This window comes from Qipengyuania vulgaris (assembly GCF_009827325.1).
GTDB classification, from domain to species: domain Bacteria; phylum Pseudomonadota; class Alphaproteobacteria; order Sphingomonadales; family Sphingomonadaceae; genus Qipengyuania; species Qipengyuania vulgaris.
Window position 1 is genome coordinate 124,965 of record NZ_WTYC01000002.1, and the last position, 15,488, is coordinate 140,452.

The window sequence follows — 15,488 nt, forward strand, 5'->3', positions numbered from 1 at the left end:
AAAAACAGATCACGCGGCCGGGCGAACCTTGCGCGAGGCGAGGCGTAGCCCCCGAGAGCGAGAATGACGGGGACCTTTTGCAGATTGCTCTGCTAAAGACCCCGCGGGCGGATGCCTGATCGGCGCGGTTCGGGTGGCGGCCCCGCCGGATCTTCATGCACTCAAGGCGGTCCGCCTCTGGCATCTGACGCGCACGATCAAAGCGACAAAAACGGGGTGGAATGCCGACTTCAGTAGCCAACCGCCATCAGTGTGCAGGCTCCGAACATTGGAGATAGATAAAAGTCTTCGTTTTGGGATCAAACTCGATCTGTAGGGCAGTGCAATCTCTTCCTGCTACAGCCGGATAGTCTTCAAACTTCACCCATCGGCGATTGCCCGGTTGAAGGTCGGCGACGGATGGGCACGCGACTGGCCAAGAGTTGCCGTCCAACTCAGCCTCCTCGCATCCGTAATCGATCGGTCTCCGCTCTTCTATTTTAGTTGTGTAAGCGGCGTGAATCGATCCGCTATATTCGGTGTAGTAACGGGCATAGCGTTGTATGGGTAACGCGCCCACTGGCAAGATTATAGAGCTTTCGATTTCATCCATCAGTGCTTCATGGCGACCTGACTGATTTGAAGCGCAAGCCGACAGTGGGATAAACAATAATGTCGCAAATACTGCTCGCATAACGCATGCTTCGCACGGGCCTCCCCCGTCCGCAACGTCGACGTTACGGGAAGGTGGTGAACACTGCGCTGGATCCAAACGGCAAGAGCGGGTTGGAGTGCGGACCTACCCTTTGTCGTAGAATGTATGCCCTCGGTTGACGGGCAAGAATGCTTTCAGAAAAGACGCCTGCAATACTTCTTCGGCTTCCAGTTCAAGCTCAGCGATACCATCACGCATCCACCCAGTTTGACTATCTAGATTAGTGAAAACGCTTTCGCAGGCCTTCCATGTAGCCGCCTGTCGGTCGGACGCGAGCACATATCTGTGGCAGTACAGGCCAGCTGGCTGACTTACGTCCCGGTCATCCTCAGATGGTTCGATAATCCATCGTAATCGTCCATGGACCAAGACGTAGAAACAAAGCATTCCTCAAACTCGCCCAATTCACCGACATCTGCAATGACGCTAGCTGTTAGGCTGCTTTTGGCCCAGACCCCGCACCGTTCTAACGCCACATTCTGGGTGGATTGCGGCCATTGTCCCGAGACTACACAGGACACTGTCGACCGCGCCCGCTGCGGCGGCAGAATGGCGGTGTGCTCTGAGTCGACTCAACGTCCAACGCACTAAGCGCGACGAATACACCGCTTGACCCAGCAAGAATGCCCAAGGACCGTTCCACGGCCGCGTAAGCGTTTCGGTTTGGAGCGGAGACGGTCATCCATGGAGCGATAGCGCGGTCATCAGTGGAGTAGTGACAGGTAATCCGCTCAACTTTGCTTTCGCACCACTTCCAATACGAAACGCACACGGTTTGAACGCAAGCGCGGTTCATGATCGCAGGGTCAAGTTCCGTCACATTATCCGACGACAACTGTATCTCGACCGTCCCTTCGCCAACCTGAGCAGTTGCCCAACGAGCTATTGAGTGTGGTTCACTTACACTGACACTATGCACGTCCGTCATGCACAGGCTTGCGATGATCAGGAGGCATGACATGCCCTATTGCTCGCACGATGCTCAGTTAGCTGCAATGCGTTGTCGCTAGAAAGGCAGTTTACGGTGAGCGTCGTGCCGGGCCGAAACGGCAAATTCGGGGTGGATAGGAGACAGTGGCTTGCTAAGCTGTTCTTATGAATAATCGGATCACGCTCACGATTTTGTTGTTGGCAGGCTTGGGGGTTAGCGGGTGTGTCCAGAAACAGTTGAGCGCGACATGTTACGATGGCTGGACTACGGATGAAGTGGGGACGTCCGAGGTATTCCAGCCTGCCGACGAAGAGAGAAATCGGATACTAGAAGCGATTGGTCCAGCATCGTCAGTGACGTGCTTTCACGCTCTTGCGCGGGGCGACATCAAAGTCGTGTTTAGTGATCGCTCAACTGCGACAGTTCGAAAAACCCCGGATGGGTACAAGCTTGTGGAACGAGGCAAGATAGTTTCGGTGGACTAGCTCTCTCGATGTTCGCAATGTGAACGCTAGCGCAGGGTCCGCTTCTGTCCTCACTAATGCGCAGCAAAAACGGCAAGTTCGGGGTGGGAAGCTTCCGGTCCGCTTTCAGGAGGCTAAGCCGCGAAAGCCGCCGTCGAGGCGAGTACCAAGCTCCGGCAGCAACGTGCCTTAGTTCCGGACAATAGGGTCGGTAAAGTACGAGCCCGAAAGCAGCCGCTTGGCTCTGATGGTACTTCCTCGCATCGAATGTCCTCGTTGAGGTCATCCCATGACGATGGGGCCAGGGCAGTTTTCGGGAGCGGCAAGTCTTTGACGACGAATAGTTTGAGAGTGTCGTCCGTCTAGGGCGCATGGCCATCGGTCTGTTGCCGTTAGAGATACATAACCAAATCGGTAGCTGATTTCTCGAAGTGAACGTATACAAACCGAGGGAGTGCTGTCGAGGAGCAGCATGATGAGCATAGATGAGGGGATTGCTGCCTTTATCGGTCGTATCTACGAAAATGCGTTCGATGCTGACGCGTGGGACGCATGTGCGCGGGAACTAATGCAGCTAACCAGCGCGCACTTCCTTTTTTTCTCTTCGATCGATGCTTTGAATCCGGGATTCAACTTTCTGAGGCCTTATGGGCCAGATGACGCCGCGATGGACAATGGCGTTCAGGAGTATACTCGCGATGGTTACTACCTCGACGACCCAACGCTCCATTTCGCACTGAGCAACCCAAATGCGCGATACTGTAGTAGTGATGATGTCATACCGATGGACGGCTATCTGGCCAGCCCGTACATTAAGTGGACGAAGAGCAGGTTCGGCTCGACACACTGGCTGGTCGGGTTCAGCAAAGAAAACGACGGCATTTCGTTCGCGGCATCGCTTCATGCGCATCATTCGGTCGGTCGGTTGCCGGAGCGCGACGAACGCCTGTTCAAGATATTATTCGAGCATATGGAGCGGGCGCTGAGACTTGCGGCCCGACCGCCTTCGCTGGTCAGTTTCAATGAGGCGATATTTTACGTAGACCGAGCAGGCAAGGTTTTGGAAATGAGCCCCGCAGGGGAAGCAATTCTTGCCGAAAACGATGGCCTTGCTCTCGTCTCGGGCTTGCTTGAAGCAGCTACTCTGACAGACACCCTGCGACTAGAGCGAGCAATACGCTCGGCAATCGATGCTCTCATGACAGGAGGTTCGGGGGGAGCCGTCCGATTGCCAAGGCCTTCTGGCTGTCGCGATCTATTGCTCGTGGTAAGCCCTTTTCCCCGCTCTCTGTCTCTTTCCGCCGCTTTCGAGCCAGCAGCGATAATCCGGATTAAACAGGCTGCACGTTCCTGCGCCGCTATGAGCGCCCATCAGGAATTGTTTGGCCTGACAGCACGCGAGACGGAGTTGGCCGGCATGCTTCTCCTCGGACACTCGCTCGAGAGCATCGCAAGTTGTCTGGAGATCTCCCTCAACACTGTCCGCGTTCATTTGCACGCGATCTTCAGGAAAACCGGCACGAATCGGCAGTCTGATTTAGTGCGTATGCTCATCACCTGATCCAGAGCCGCTGCCATAGGAAGATCGCACAAGAATTCAGAGTGCTAGAGGAGCCAACTTACGCACTAAAACTCGGTTAAGAGACCGGTGAGCGGTCGCAATGGAAGACACCGACCTAATCCGTTCAAACTATATGTAGCGGATCTACCTAAGTGCTACATCGTGGTTGCCGGATCGCCCGCAGGCTCCGGCAGCTTGATCGACCACTGATCGTCTTCGCTAACAACAAAACATGGCTCGCGGTCAATGCGTAACCCTCTGCGGCCGATCATTCGCTTTTCATTTCGAAAAAAGGATGATCACGATGTATAAAATTCTCGCATTAGCACTCGCAACTACGGTTTCGGCAGCCCTACTTGCTGAACCCGTTCTTTCCCAAAGCATCGTTGTTACACCTGATGTTTCACATCAAGAGTTTGTCGAGAAGGTCACCCGCGATCTCGATAGACAACTGGATCGAACGAATGTTTTCGCTTCACAACCGAGCGGAGAAGGCATCTCCATCGTTCGATTTACCCGAGCCAGTGACGGCAGCGTCAGCAACGTGAAAATCTACCGAGAGTCTGGAAAGCGGGCTTTCGACCGCATCGCGATGCGAGCCGTGAGCCGACTACGCTCATTGGAAACTCTCCCCGCTGGCGTGAGACCAGACCAGCTTTACCAAGCAAATATCATCTTTGCGGAAGATGGTTGGGGCATTCACGATATGGAGCAACAGCTTGCTGCCGAGGAGTCAGCACGAAGAGCTTCGAACCTTTCTGAAAGGAAGGTTTTCGCCTTCGGTAGCGCCGCATCCCATCCTACGTCCTGACCGGGGCTTCCGTACCTAGTCAGCAACGCCCGACTAGGAGCACCCGGCGATGCGACCACTTGCGGGACAGTCGTGTCGCCGGGTTTCTTCTGCCTCTCGTGCCAGGTCGAAAAAAGCAGCTCTACAGCGACAACTTCCGCACAAATTGGAGTTAGAAATTTCGGGAGCTTGAGAGTTGATTGTAGGGGCAGCGGGCAGTCCGTCTGCTTCCGCCAAATCCACTTCCGGCCCCAATTGGCTGAAGCGCATAGGCTGAGACGACGGCAGGCATCGGGAAGCAGGAGGCTGTTTCTTGGCCGCTTTGGCGTCGGCAGCGGAAGGTCCGGATTTGACGAACATCACAGTAGGCAGAAACGGCAAGTTCGGGGTGGGGAGCGGACTGTCTGGTATTAGTTGCGATGTGCGTTGAAGCGGACATTTGGCATCCGACTAATTGACAACACCACCCTTTTGCGCCATTTGTCGCCCCAGAAACGACAGGTGGCGCAATGACGGTAGTAATTGAAAAAGACGACGAAACGTTGGTTGTCCGCACCGGCAAGCTGCTGGGAGGCCGAGCGACATTTAAGCGTGCCTTGCGCACCAGGCTCGATGCGCATGAAGTGATCAAGCAGGGATTCCCGGGAGGGACTCTTATCCGCCTATCCCAGAATGTGACGATGCTTCAGCGCCCAGAAGCGTTCGAACAAGCGCTTGGGGTCAGCCTTCGCACGTTCCAGAGGCGTAAGAAAGATGCGTCGGCCAAGCCCCTGAGTGCAGAGCAGAGTGGGCGGGCTTGGAAATTTGCAGAACTACTTGAACAAGCGATTGAGGTCTTCGGAACGCAGGAGGAGGCGGAAGCCTTTTTCGAACGCCCTGCCATCGGACTTGATCAGCGCCGTCCCATCGAGCTTTTAAGCACGCCAGCGGGCATCGAACTCGTCGAGACTCATCTCGAGCGCCTCAAATATGGCGTTTATACATGACGCCTCTCCCCGGCCCACGAGGCTCCGGAGAGATTAAGGCATGGCGACTCGATCAGGAACGATTTGCCAGTACATGGGACAGCGGCGAAGGCGCCTTCCAACTTGGGGGACGCTGGAATACCAAGGGTGTGCATGCAGTCTACTGCGCCGTCGACCCGGCTACCGCGATCTTGGAAGTGGCGGTGCACAAGACCTTCCCTGTGCTCGACACTGTACCGCACGTCATTACCTCGCTTCGGCTAATTGACCCAGCCGACGCGCATGTCATCCAGCCTGGCGACGTGCCCAACCCGAATTGGCTTCGTCCAGGCATTCCCAGCAGCGGACAACAGGTTTTCGGCAACGATCTACTCGGCGCGCACCTCTTTGTACTTATCCCGAGCGCCGTATCGAGTTACAGCTGGAACCTCATTTTTGATCCAATTCGCGCTCGTGGACATTACACGATGTGCAGCCAAGAGCGCTTCGCTCTCGACACTCGACTCCACCCATAGCCTGAATTCAGTTGAGCACGAGACAACGGCGGCCGTTTAGGGCCGATCGGAGACAGTGGCCAGCCACGCTGATTATTGGCGTCGTTAGCCGACCGGCAGCTTTGTTTGAGATGTCCCATTAAAAACCTGTCAGGTTTAGGGAACGTCCAAGCAGCGCCCTGACGGCCGAAACGGGGTGGAGAGCGGACGTTTTTAGCAGCTACTAATCGCTAATCAATTTCATGAATAATAGATGGTATTGTCCTTGGCCACGCTGCGTCTCTGCCACCGTGATCTTCATTGTTTCTTTCTGGTTTCCGGTTCGGGCGCCGCTCAGCGTAGCCTTCCTCTCGTTCAATTCGCTGCTCTCAAGCTGCCAACCTTTCTCAAGGAACTGATCCTCATAAAAAGACACAATTTCCGAGAGGTTGTCATCTGTTTGTATAGTTAGGCTCATGCCGTCCATTAGCGAGCTCGTTACTTCTGCGCCGGGGTATAGGTCAAAGCCATAACCGGGCTTGGCGTCAGCAGCCTCATCGCCAACTCGAATGCTCTGTGCAATTTCGGTAGTCAGCTCATCTTGCTCAGACTGCACGCTGCACCCCGCAAGAAGAAAGCCGATCACCGTCCAGAGCCAACCCGTATTGCCAGCCATAAATCTTTCTTGCTCCCATTCCCACTTACTAGCGCACTCTCGTTTCATTCGTTTTATTGCGAGGATGTCTGCAACGGCGTCGTCCTCTATCGGTCCGCTTCTGGTCGCATCTATGCGCGAAAAAACGGCAAGAACGGGGTGGTTAGTTGCCGCCGCCGTGCGCTCTTAGTCGGACGTGCTCGCAAGTCGCTAACAGGTTCGCTCCGATTGCTGGCTCCATCTCGATTAAAGTAAGTTCGCCAGCAACAACGGCGCTGATCTTTCTGTCACGAAGAGACGCATATTTCTCATGATACTCCGCCGAAGCGCTCATATGTGGTGGAGTATACAGTCGCTCAAGGTTGGTCAGGTTACTCGGAGCTTCGCGCGTTGTCGTGCCGAAGAACACAACCATGTTGCCCTCCCGGAAGTCGTCCATCTGCAATGCGTCGACACCGCCTAGGTGAACCTCGCATCCGCTGCCATCTGTCCTACTGAAGAACATTGTGCAGCCTTTGCCTTGCAACACGAGGCCATCAAAGGTGGCGTCATGGAGGGGAAGCTCTTTCTTCATTTGCCCCGATTACACGCCGAGCGCCTAGTCTGCTATGGCGTCGTTAGCGGAATGTCCGGTCCCAATCCCAGTTTGCCGCCCAGACGAAAGATAGCGCTGCCCCGGTCGTCAACCAACTCCCGCCCACACGAAAAAGGCCGCCGAAGCGAACTCCGGCGGCCCAATTCTGTAGCAAGCGCTTTCGCTTAACCGCCGACGGCAGCGGCGACTTCTGCTGCGAAGTCGCTTTCTTCCTTCTCGATGCCTTCGCCGAGCTGGAAGCGGACATAGTCCACCAGTTCGACCTTGGCGCCGATGTCCTTGCCGGCCTGCTCGACGACCTGCGAGATCGGGGTCTTGTTGTCGATCACGTAGATCTGGCTGAGCAGCGCGTTTTCCTTGGCATATTTGCCGATCGCGCCTTCGACCATCTTTTCCTGGACGTTTTCGGGTTTGCCGCTTTCGGCAGCCTTTTCCTGCGCGATGGCGCGTTCACGCGCGATCACTTCGGCGTCGAGGCCGTCTGCGGTCAGCGCCTGCGGGAAAGCGGCGGCGATGTGCATGCCGAGCTTCTTGCCGAGGTCTTCCAGCTTGGCCTTGTCGCCTTCGCTTTCGAGAGCCACGAGGACGCCGATCTTGCCGAGGTCGGGGGCAACCGCATTGTGCATGTAGGGCACGATCACGCCGTTGGTGACCGAAACGGTCTTCATACGGCGGATCTGCTGGTTCTCACCGATCGTGGCGACATTGTCGGTCAGCTTTTCGGCAACCGAACCGCCATCGGGATAGCCCGCAGCCTTGAGCGTATCGACATCGTCACCATCGGTGCCGAGCGCGACCTGCGTGGTCTTGCGGACGAAATCCTGGAACTTGTCGTTCTTGGCGACGAAGTCGGTTTCCGAGTTCACTTCGACCGCAACGCCCTTGGTGCCTTCGACGGCGATGCCGACGAGACCTTCGGCCGCGGTACGGCTCGACTTCTTCTGGGCGGTGGCGAGGCCCTTGGCGCGCAATGCGTCGACCGCAGCTTCGATATCGCCATCGGCGGCTTCGAGCGCCTTCTTGGCGTCCATCATGCCCGCGCCGGTCTTTTCGCGCAGGGCTTTCACGTCAGCGGCAGTGAATGCAGCCATGATAAATTCCTTTTCGATTCTATGTGCGGGCACCGGGCCTGCTGTGATCAGCGGCCCGGCGCGTACTCCGCTTGTATGACGGGAGCATGGCGCTCCCGCCTTACGAGGATTGGCTTCAGGCCGCCGCTTCTTCCGGCGGATTCTCCATCGCGCCGACATCGCGTCCGCTGTCGGTCACGCCTTCGCCCTTGCCCGAACGGGCCGCATTGGCAACCGCATCGCAATAGAGCTTGATGGCGCGGGCCGCATCGTCATTGCCCGGGATCGGGAAGGCGATGCCGCTCGGATCGACATTGGTGTCGAGTACGGCGACAACGGGAATGCCAAGCACGTTGGCTTCCTTGATGGCGAGATCTTCCTTGTTGGCGTCGATCACGAACATCACGTCCGGAATGCCGCCCATGTCGCGGATGCCGCCAAGCGAAAGTTCCAGCTTGTCACGCTCGCGCGTCAGCTGGAGGATTTCCTTCTTGGTCAGGCCCGACATTTCGCCGCCAAGCTGCTCGTCGAGCGTCTTGAGACGCTTGATCGACTGCGAGATCGTCTTCCAGTTGGTGAGCATGCCGCCCAACCAGCGGTGGTTGACGAAGTGCTGGCCCGAAGCGAGTGCCGCTTCGCGGATACCGTCCTGCGCCTGGCGCTTGGTGCCGACGAACAGCACCTTGCCGCCCGAACGCGCGGTCTGGCTGATGAAGTCGAGTGCGCGCGCGAAAAGCGGCACGGACTGCGACAGGTCGATGATGTGGATGCCGTTACGCGCGCCGAAGATATACGGCTTCATGCGCGGGTTCCAGCGGTGGGTCTGGTGGCCGAAGTGTGCGCCGGCCTCGATCAGTTGCTGCATGGTGACGGTAGGGGCCGCCATGGTCATTTCCTTTCCGGTTGTACCTCTGGAAGGCTGGAACCCGAGGATAGCGGAGCTTCCCGCGATCGGGCACCGGTATGAGCGCCTTCCATGTGGATTTGCCCGCCGTTCGAAAGGGCCCGAATTGGCCGATTCAATGGCGAACGCCGCGCGCATAGCGGGCTTCGCCGGACAAATCCAGACTCAATTCATCGCGAAAAAGGGGAATCCGGGCGCGAAAAACGCTTGACAGGTGAGAACAAAAAGAGAACACTGTTCCCATCGCCGGAACCTCCGGCGGCATTCCGGGGTTTTCCCGTAAATTTACCCCGGCTGTCAACAGCCTTGTGCACAGGCAGCCGGGCAGGAGATGACCGATATGTTCGCGATTGTTCTCATTGCCGCCCTCGCCCTCGCCAGCATGGCGACGGTCCTCGTGCTCGCCGATAGCGGACTGCGCTGGTGGTCCGCCTTCGGCCTGCTGAGGCAGCGGATGAAGACCGGTTATGCGACTGCCGGTAGCGGACTGCGACCCGCGACCGTCGGCAGCAGCGCCGCCGCTTTCGAGCGCCAGCAGCGGACCTACCCCGTCATTCGGCAACCGGCACAGCGCGCCGCTTGACCCGCGAATAACGCAAATGCGTAAATGGCAGCATTGCCAGATAGCCGATACCGATTGCGCTGAGCGTCCACCAGGGTTCGACCAGTAGCGCCGCGAACAACAGCCCCGCGAATGCCAGAACCCACAGGCGGATGCCCTTGCGCGGCCGCAAGGATGTCCAGCTCGGCGTCGCCATGTTGGAAATCATCAGCAACGCGGTCGCCACCAGCCAAGGGGCGACGAAGACCGGCTCGCGGAAGACGTCGAGGCCTGTCGCCGACCAAAGATAGAACGGCATGAAGGCAAGGCCTGCTCCCATCGGTGCGGGAACTCCGGTCAGGAAGCCCAGCGACTTGTGGGGCTGTTCTTCCATGTCGATCTGCGCGTTGAACCGGGCCAGCCGCAGCGCGCAGCAGATCGCCAGCGCCAGCGCGGCGAACCAGCCCCAACTAGGCTCCGCCGAAAGCGACCACAGATAGATAATAATGGCCGGCGCGGTGCCGAAACTTAGCGAATCGGCAAGGCTGTCCAGTTCCGCGCCAAAACGCGATTGTGCCTTGAGCAGCCGCGCGATGCGGCCGTCCATCCCGTCGAGTATCCCTGCAACGATGATCGCCACCGCCGCGGCCGCCCACTGCTCCGAAATGGCGAAACGGATGCCCGTCAGGCCCGAACACAGCGCCGCAGCAGTAATCGCATTGGGCGCCATCGCGCGCAGGCTGAGCCCGCGGGACTTGCCCATCATGGGTTTCTCGTCTTCGGCGGACTTGGGGCCAAGACGGGCACGTTCTTCCGGTTCGCGCCGCGGTTCGGGATCTGTCAGCAAGCTCATTGTGCGACTCCTTCGAGCAGCGGCTGGCTGCCCACTGCTGCGATCACGGTTTCTCCCGCGACCACTCTTTGCCCGACCATGACGTACGAGCCGGTGCCGGCGGGCAGGTAGATATCGACCCGGCTGCCGAACCGGATCATCCCCACCCTCTGGCCAACACCTAGCGTATCCCCGGGTTTTACGAAGGAAACGATCCGGCGCGCAACAAAGCCGGCTATCTGCGTGAACCCGACCTTCAGCCCATCGGCGCGTTCGATCAGGATATGCTGGCGTTCGTTGTCCTCACTCGCCTTGTCGAGGTCGGAGTTGAAGAACTTGCCGGGAACATAGACGACCCTGCGCACCACGCCCCCGATCGGTGTGCGATTGATGTGCACATCGAGCAGCGACAGGAAGATCGAAACGCGCGTCACCGGTTCAGTGGCAAGTCCGGCGACGCCGCTGCCGTCATCGACGGTCAATTCGCGCGGCGGCTCGACCTGTTTGATCTGAATCACCTTGCCGTCGGCCGGCGAGACGATGAAACGCTCGTCCTGCGGCACGACGCGTTCGGGGTCGCGAAAGAATGCAAAGATGCCGAGGGACAGGAATGCCACCGGCCAGGCCAGTGTTTCCCAGGCCAACCATGCCAGAACTAGCGAAATCCCAAGCGCTGCGAGACCGAACTTTCGCCCTTCCGGATGTATCCGCGGGAGGCTGGAAGGCACTTCCCCGCGTCCCTGATTGTCCTGTAGGTCTCCTGCCATAGACGTCCACTACGCGGGGAACGTCGCTCTCACAAGCTTGCGGCACGCAATATTCGACCGGTTAGAATTTCCTTCACCAAAGCATGGTAAACACTGGGTTATGAAACAGCTGGCTGAGATCACGCGCCGTTGGTGGGGCGAAGTTCCGATCTACCTGTACGCACTCGGTTGCGGCGGGGTCGTCCTGTACCTGTGGTCCCGTTTCGATATTCCCTACGAGGGAGCCGGCTCCACCACCAGTTTCCAGATCATCTACACCGTGGCGATCGCGTGGTTCTTCTTCGATATCATCTACCGATTGATCCGCGAAAGGCCCGCCCGGCCGCTGGCGTGGGCGAAAAAAAGGTACCTAAGCGCCGGCTCGCTGGCCGCCGTGATCGCCAGCGCCCCGGCCTTGGCCATGTGCGCAATCCTGATCCCCGTCTTTTCGAGCCTCAAGGCGATGATCCCCCTGTTCACCCCATTCGATTGGGACGTCACGTTCATAGCGTGGGAACGCACCCTTTTGTTCGGGAACGATGCCTGGCAGGTAATGCAGCCGATTCTCGGCTATCCCCTGATCACCGCCGCAATCGCGGTCTTCTATCACCTATGGGTATTATTGCTTTATCTGGGCGTAACCGTCGTAGCGCTTTCGGGCTCCGTCAATGATGACCTGCGGCGCCGCTTCTTTCTGAGCTACGCGCTCGCGTGGTCCCTTGTCGGCGGCCTGCTTGCGACCATGCTGGCCTCGGTCGGCCCGGTATTTGCCGAACCGATCTTGGCAATTCCCGATTTCGCGGCGCAAATGGAATATCTGCACTGGGCCAACCAGCAGGTGCCTGTGATGACCATACCGGTTCAGGACACGCTGCTCGAGAGCTATAATACCAACGACAATGGTCTTGGGAGAGGCATCAGCGCCATGCCCTCGATGCATGTTGCGGTTTGCGTGCTGTTCTGGCTGACGGCCCGCGAAGTGTCTAAAACGGCAGGTCGTATCTTCTTCTGGTTCATGGTGCTGATCTGGATAGGTTCGGTGCACCTCGCCTATCACTATGCGCTGGACGGTCTGGTTTCGCTCGCCGCGATCTGGGGGATCTGGAAGCTCGCTCCGCAGGTCTTCAAGGCATGGGACGCGCTGCCACTGCCCTGGTCTCAGCCAGCCCTTCGGACGAACACGGTTCCGGCCGAATAGCCGGCCCCGAAACTGCAGATCAGGCCGGTATCGCCTTCGGCAAGATCTTCGCTGTGCAAGTGGAAGGCGATGATCGAGCCCGCGCTCGACGTGTTGCCATAGGTATCCAGCACGGTAGGGCTTTCGTCCTCGCTCGCTTCATGACCCAGAACCCGATGCGCGATTAGACGGTTCATGCCGGTATTCGCCTGATGCAGCCACAAGCGGCGCAAACCTGCAGGATCGATCTCGAGCCGCGCCGCTTCGTCGACGATCATCTGGGCGACCATCGGCACGACTTCCTTGAACACCTTGCGGCCTTCCTGAACGAACAGCTTGTCCGGTCCGCCTGCTTCATCGGGATAAGCGCGATTGAGGAAGCCGAAATTGTTGCGGATGTTGTTGGAGAAAACCGTTTTCAGTTTCGTCCCCAGGATGTCCCAATGCTCTTTCGGAGCTATCCCGGAATCCTCGACTAGGACGGCGGTTGCCACGTCTCCGAAGATGAAATGGCTGTCGCGGTCGCGCCAGTTCAGGTGGCCGCTGGTGATTTCCGGGCTGACGACAAGCACGCTCTTCGCATTTCCCGCACGGATGTAATCGGCCGCCGTCTGGATGCCGAACGTGGCCGATGAGCAGGCGACATTCATGTCGAAACCGAAGCCATCGATGCCCAGCTCCTGCTGGATTTCGATCGCCATCGCGGGATAGGGCCGCTCCATATTCGATGCCGCACATAGGACAGCATCGACATCTTCGGCCTTCCGCCCTGCCCGCTCCAGCGCCTGACGCGCGGCCTTCACGCCGATTTCCGCGAGGATCGAAAGTTCGTCATTGGATCGCTGCGGCCAGCGCGGCGCCATGATTTCCGGGTCGAGCACAGGCACTTTCGCCATCACGTGGCGGGCCTTGATCCCGCTGGCCTTTTCGATGAACTCGACCGAGCTCTCGGTCAGCGGCTCGATCTCGCCAGTAGCGATCGCTTCGGCATTCGCCTCGTTGTGCCGCCGCACGTATTCGTTGAAACTGGCGACCAGTTCCTCGTTCGAGATGCTGTCTTCGGGTGTGAACAGCCCCGTCGCGGAAATGACGGGGCGGCCGGTCAATCGGGCAATATCGGTCATCGGATTTGCCTAGTCTCACGCTTGGCGAACGGCAAGTGAGAGCGTAGCGATCATGAAAAGTGGGTGGTGGCAGGGCTTGAATCGAACTTCGAAAATAACGTTTTGAAATCAATTTAGTACTCAGGGTCGGCGTAAACGCTCCCCCACACTCTCCCCCACATTTTTGTTCATATAAGCCTTGTTCGATTCAGCTTTTCGGCAATCAAGCTGAATATTCTGGGCTTTCGCGATGTACACACATGCGATTTTCGAGGTCGCTCTAGACCTACCGAACTCCACCTAAAGGCACTGCTCCCAGCCGTCGAGCACCTGGCTACAAGTTCGGCCTGAGAACTTAATTCAGCCCCCTCCCCAGTTCTTGGTATTGACATACTAAACTCACACTGACTCAACGAGTCCAATGAGAAGACATTGCGGACGAAATGTGATCGACAGGTGCAACCATTCCAGCACCTTGCTAGGTGTCGGATAATGAAGACCGACCTTGATCATCTGCCCCCGCAAAAGCAGCGCGAGCTTGAGCGCGTGGTGCAGCTGGTGTTCGAAGAGTTCGAGGATGCCTTTGCGCTTGCAAAGCACGAGTGGAAGAAGGCCGGGCGCATACTCAAGGTCATTCTTTATGGCAGCTATGCGCGCGGCACCTGGGTCGACGAGCCTCACACCGCGAAAGGCTATCGCTCGGATTATGACCTGCTCATTATCGTCAACGACAAGCGGCTGACCGACCGAGTGAAGTACTGGGCCAAGCTCGATGACCGGCTGATGCGCGAATATGGCGTCACCGGCACTCTCCAGACCCCGGTCAACTTCATCGTCCACACCCTGCAGGAGGTGAACGACGGGCTGGCGCATGGGCGGTATTTTTTTATGGACGTGAAGGATGACGGTGTCGCGCTTTACCAGTCCGATGACACCGAGCTGCACACACCCAAGCCAAAAACGGCGACACAGGCGCTGGCCATGGCCCAGGAGTATTTCGAGGAATGGCTACCCAGCGCTCAAAGTTTCATGCGCGGATACGGCCACGCCCTTGACGATGGAGATCTGAAGAAGGCGGCGTTCGACCTGCACCAAGCTTGCGAGCGCCTATACCATACGGTCCTTTTAGTCTGCACCTTCTACACGCCACACGTGCACAATCTGGGCTTTCTGCGCACCCAGGCCGAGCGCATTGATGCTCGGCTAACCTACGTATGGCCGCGCGACACACGCCGCGATCGAGCTCGCTTCGAGAAGCTCAGGGAAGCCTACGTCAAGGCTCGCTATTCCAAGCACTACCGCATCACCAAGGAAGAGCTGGAATGGCTCGGTGAGCAGGTCGAGGAGCTTGGCCGCGTCGTGCACGAAGTCTGCTCCGAGCGACTTGAAAAGCTGAGAGCCGATGCAAAAGCCAAGCCTGACAAGCGGTAGGCGATGGAGCAAATGTGCCGATTAGTGAGAATGCGGGGGCGAGCGCGGTGAAATCCCCCTTTGACGATCTACAAATCGATGCAGCGTTGGTCTGTGAATTTTTCGGGGTGTTCGGGCGGTTCGAGTACGCGATGAAGGCGACGATCTACTGCACTGGTGATCGATACGGAAATGCCCTTCCACATTGGCACGAGCTAAAGGACAGGCTTGGTCAGCCAATTTTGGACGTTGAGACAGATCGAGTTGCCAAGGCGATCGCCTACCTTCTTGAAGAGCCACCGAAGGTACAAATGTTTGTCCACGGTCGAGCGGAATTCATGGAGCGCGATCTGGATGGAGAAAACTCGGGCGTGAAAGCCATCGAGGCCGCAAAGCGAGTACGTAACAACCTCTTCCACGGCGGCAAGCACACCCCGCACTCTCCACCGGAACGCGATACACGCCTGATCCAAGCGTCGTTGGCAATCATTGAAGCATGCTTGTCTGTCGATGAAGCACTTAAGACCGAATTTGAGCAGCAACTCATCTAACTGGCCATCGCGCTTCTTAAGTGCCG

At 57.7% G+C, this 15,488-nt stretch carries 15 protein-coding genes; 8 read left to right on the plus strand and 7 right to left on the minus strand.

Features of this window, described 5'->3' with window-relative positions:
- The first annotated feature begins 2,561 nt into the window (after nucleotides 1-2,561).
- The 4 genes from GRI69_RS04960 to GRI69_RS04975 all read left to right on the plus strand — a co-directional run bounded on the left by GRI69_RS04960 (nucleotide 2,562) and on the right by GRI69_RS04975 (nucleotide 5,920).
- Nucleotides 2,562-3,650: a helix-turn-helix transcriptional regulator gene (locus GRI69_RS04960; RefSeq protein WP_160727167.1), complete on the plus strand. Its 1,089-nt coding sequence runs from the start codon at nucleotides 2,562-2,564 to the stop codon at nucleotides 3,648-3,650.
- A gap of 304 nt (nucleotides 3,651-3,954) precedes the next feature.
- Nucleotides 3,955-4,461 carry a TonB family protein gene (locus GRI69_RS04965; protein WP_160727168.1) on the plus strand — a complete coding sequence of 169 codons (507 nt, stop codon included), beginning with the start codon at nucleotides 3,955-3,957 and terminating at the stop codon, nucleotides 4,459-4,461.
- Nucleotides 4,462-4,949: 488 nt separating this feature from the next.
- A complete protein-coding gene (gene parS, locus GRI69_RS04970) occupies nucleotides 4,950-5,426 on the plus strand; it encodes a type II RES/Xre toxin-antitoxin system antitoxin (RefSeq protein WP_160727169.1) in 477 nt (158 codons plus the stop codon).
- Nucleotides 5,423-5,920: an RES family NAD+ phosphorylase gene (locus tag GRI69_RS04975; RefSeq protein ID WP_160727170.1), complete on the plus strand. Its 498-nt coding sequence runs from the start codon at nucleotides 5,423-5,425 to the stop codon at nucleotides 5,918-5,920. Before parS ends, GRI69_RS04975 begins: the two co-directional genes overlap by 4 nt.
- A gap of 202 nt (nucleotides 5,921-6,122) precedes the next feature.
- Here GRI69_RS04975 and GRI69_RS04980 read toward each other — a convergent pair whose 3' ends face one another.
- The 4 genes from GRI69_RS04980 to rpsB form a co-directional block, all read right to left on the minus strand.
- Nucleotides 6,123-6,554, minus strand: a complete 432-nt coding sequence (locus GRI69_RS04980) for a hypothetical protein (protein ID WP_160727171.1) — start codon at nucleotides 6,552-6,554, stop codon at nucleotides 6,123-6,125.
- 142 nt (nucleotides 6,555-6,696) lie between these two features.
- Complete coding sequence (locus tag GRI69_RS04985) at nucleotides 6,697-7,107, minus strand: hypothetical protein (RefSeq protein ID WP_160727172.1); 411 nt, start codon at nucleotides 7,105-7,107, stop codon at nucleotides 6,697-6,699.
- A 185-nt stretch (nucleotides 7,108-7,292) separates the two neighbouring features.
- Nucleotides 7,293-8,219 carry a translation elongation factor Ts gene (gene tsf / locus GRI69_RS04990; RefSeq protein ID WP_160727173.1) on the minus strand — a complete coding sequence of 309 codons (927 nt, stop codon included), beginning with the start codon at nucleotides 8,217-8,219 and terminating at the stop codon, nucleotides 7,293-7,295.
- A 115-nt stretch (nucleotides 8,220-8,334) separates the two neighbouring features.
- A complete protein-coding gene (rpsB, locus tag GRI69_RS04995; protein ID WP_160727174.1) occupies nucleotides 8,335-9,084 on the minus strand; it encodes a 30S ribosomal protein S2 in 750 nt (249 codons plus the stop codon).
- 349 nt (nucleotides 9,085-9,433) lie between these two features.
- On the opposite strand from rpsB, the gene GRI69_RS05000 reads away from it, so the two are divergent.
- The gene (locus GRI69_RS05000; RefSeq protein ID WP_160727175.1) at nucleotides 9,434-9,685 is read left to right on the plus strand and encodes a hypothetical protein; all 252 of its coding nucleotides are present in this window, start codon (nucleotides 9,434-9,436) and stop codon (nucleotides 9,683-9,685) included.
- Here GRI69_RS05000 and GRI69_RS05005 read toward each other — a convergent pair.
- Complete coding sequence (locus GRI69_RS05005) at nucleotides 9,654-10,496, minus strand: CDP-alcohol phosphatidyltransferase family protein (protein ID WP_160727176.1); 843 nt, start codon at nucleotides 10,494-10,496, stop codon at nucleotides 9,654-9,656. The genes GRI69_RS05000 and GRI69_RS05005 overlap by 32 nt on opposite strands.
- On the minus strand, nucleotides 10,493-11,242 hold the full coding sequence (locus tag GRI69_RS05010; protein WP_160727177.1) for a phosphatidylserine decarboxylase: 750 nt from the start codon (nucleotides 11,240-11,242) through the stop codon (nucleotides 10,493-10,495). Before GRI69_RS05010 ends, GRI69_RS05005 begins: the two co-directional genes overlap by 4 nt.
- 100 nt (nucleotides 11,243-11,342) lie before the next feature.
- On the opposite strand from GRI69_RS05010, the gene GRI69_RS05015 reads away from it, so the two are divergent.
- Entirely contained in the window at nucleotides 11,343-12,419 is a 1,077-nt protein-coding gene (locus tag GRI69_RS05015) for a phosphatase PAP2 family protein (RefSeq protein ID WP_160727178.1), read from the plus strand.
- On the opposite strand, the gene GRI69_RS05020 is transcribed toward GRI69_RS05015, so the two are convergent.
- Nucleotides 12,380-13,522, minus strand: a complete 1,143-nt coding sequence (locus tag GRI69_RS05020) for a beta-ketoacyl-ACP synthase III (protein WP_160727179.1) — start codon at nucleotides 13,520-13,522, stop codon at nucleotides 12,380-12,382. The genes GRI69_RS05015 and GRI69_RS05020 overlap by 40 nt on opposite strands.
- Nucleotides 13,523-13,993: 471 nt before the next feature.
- Here GRI69_RS05020 and GRI69_RS05025 point away from each other — a divergent pair, with 471 nt between their 5' ends.
- Both GRI69_RS05025 and GRI69_RS05030 read left to right on the plus strand, forming a co-directional pair.
- Nucleotides 13,994-14,932 carry a HEPN domain-containing protein gene (locus GRI69_RS05025; RefSeq protein WP_160727180.1) on the plus strand — a complete coding sequence of 313 codons (939 nt, stop codon included), beginning with the start codon at nucleotides 13,994-13,996 and terminating at the stop codon, nucleotides 14,930-14,932.
- A 14-nt stretch (nucleotides 14,933-14,946) separates the two neighbouring features.
- Nucleotides 14,947-15,462, plus strand: a complete 516-nt coding sequence (locus tag GRI69_RS05030) for a hypothetical protein (RefSeq protein ID WP_160727181.1) — start codon at nucleotides 14,947-14,949, stop codon at nucleotides 15,460-15,462.
- Nucleotides 15,463-15,488: the final 26 nt, after the last annotated feature.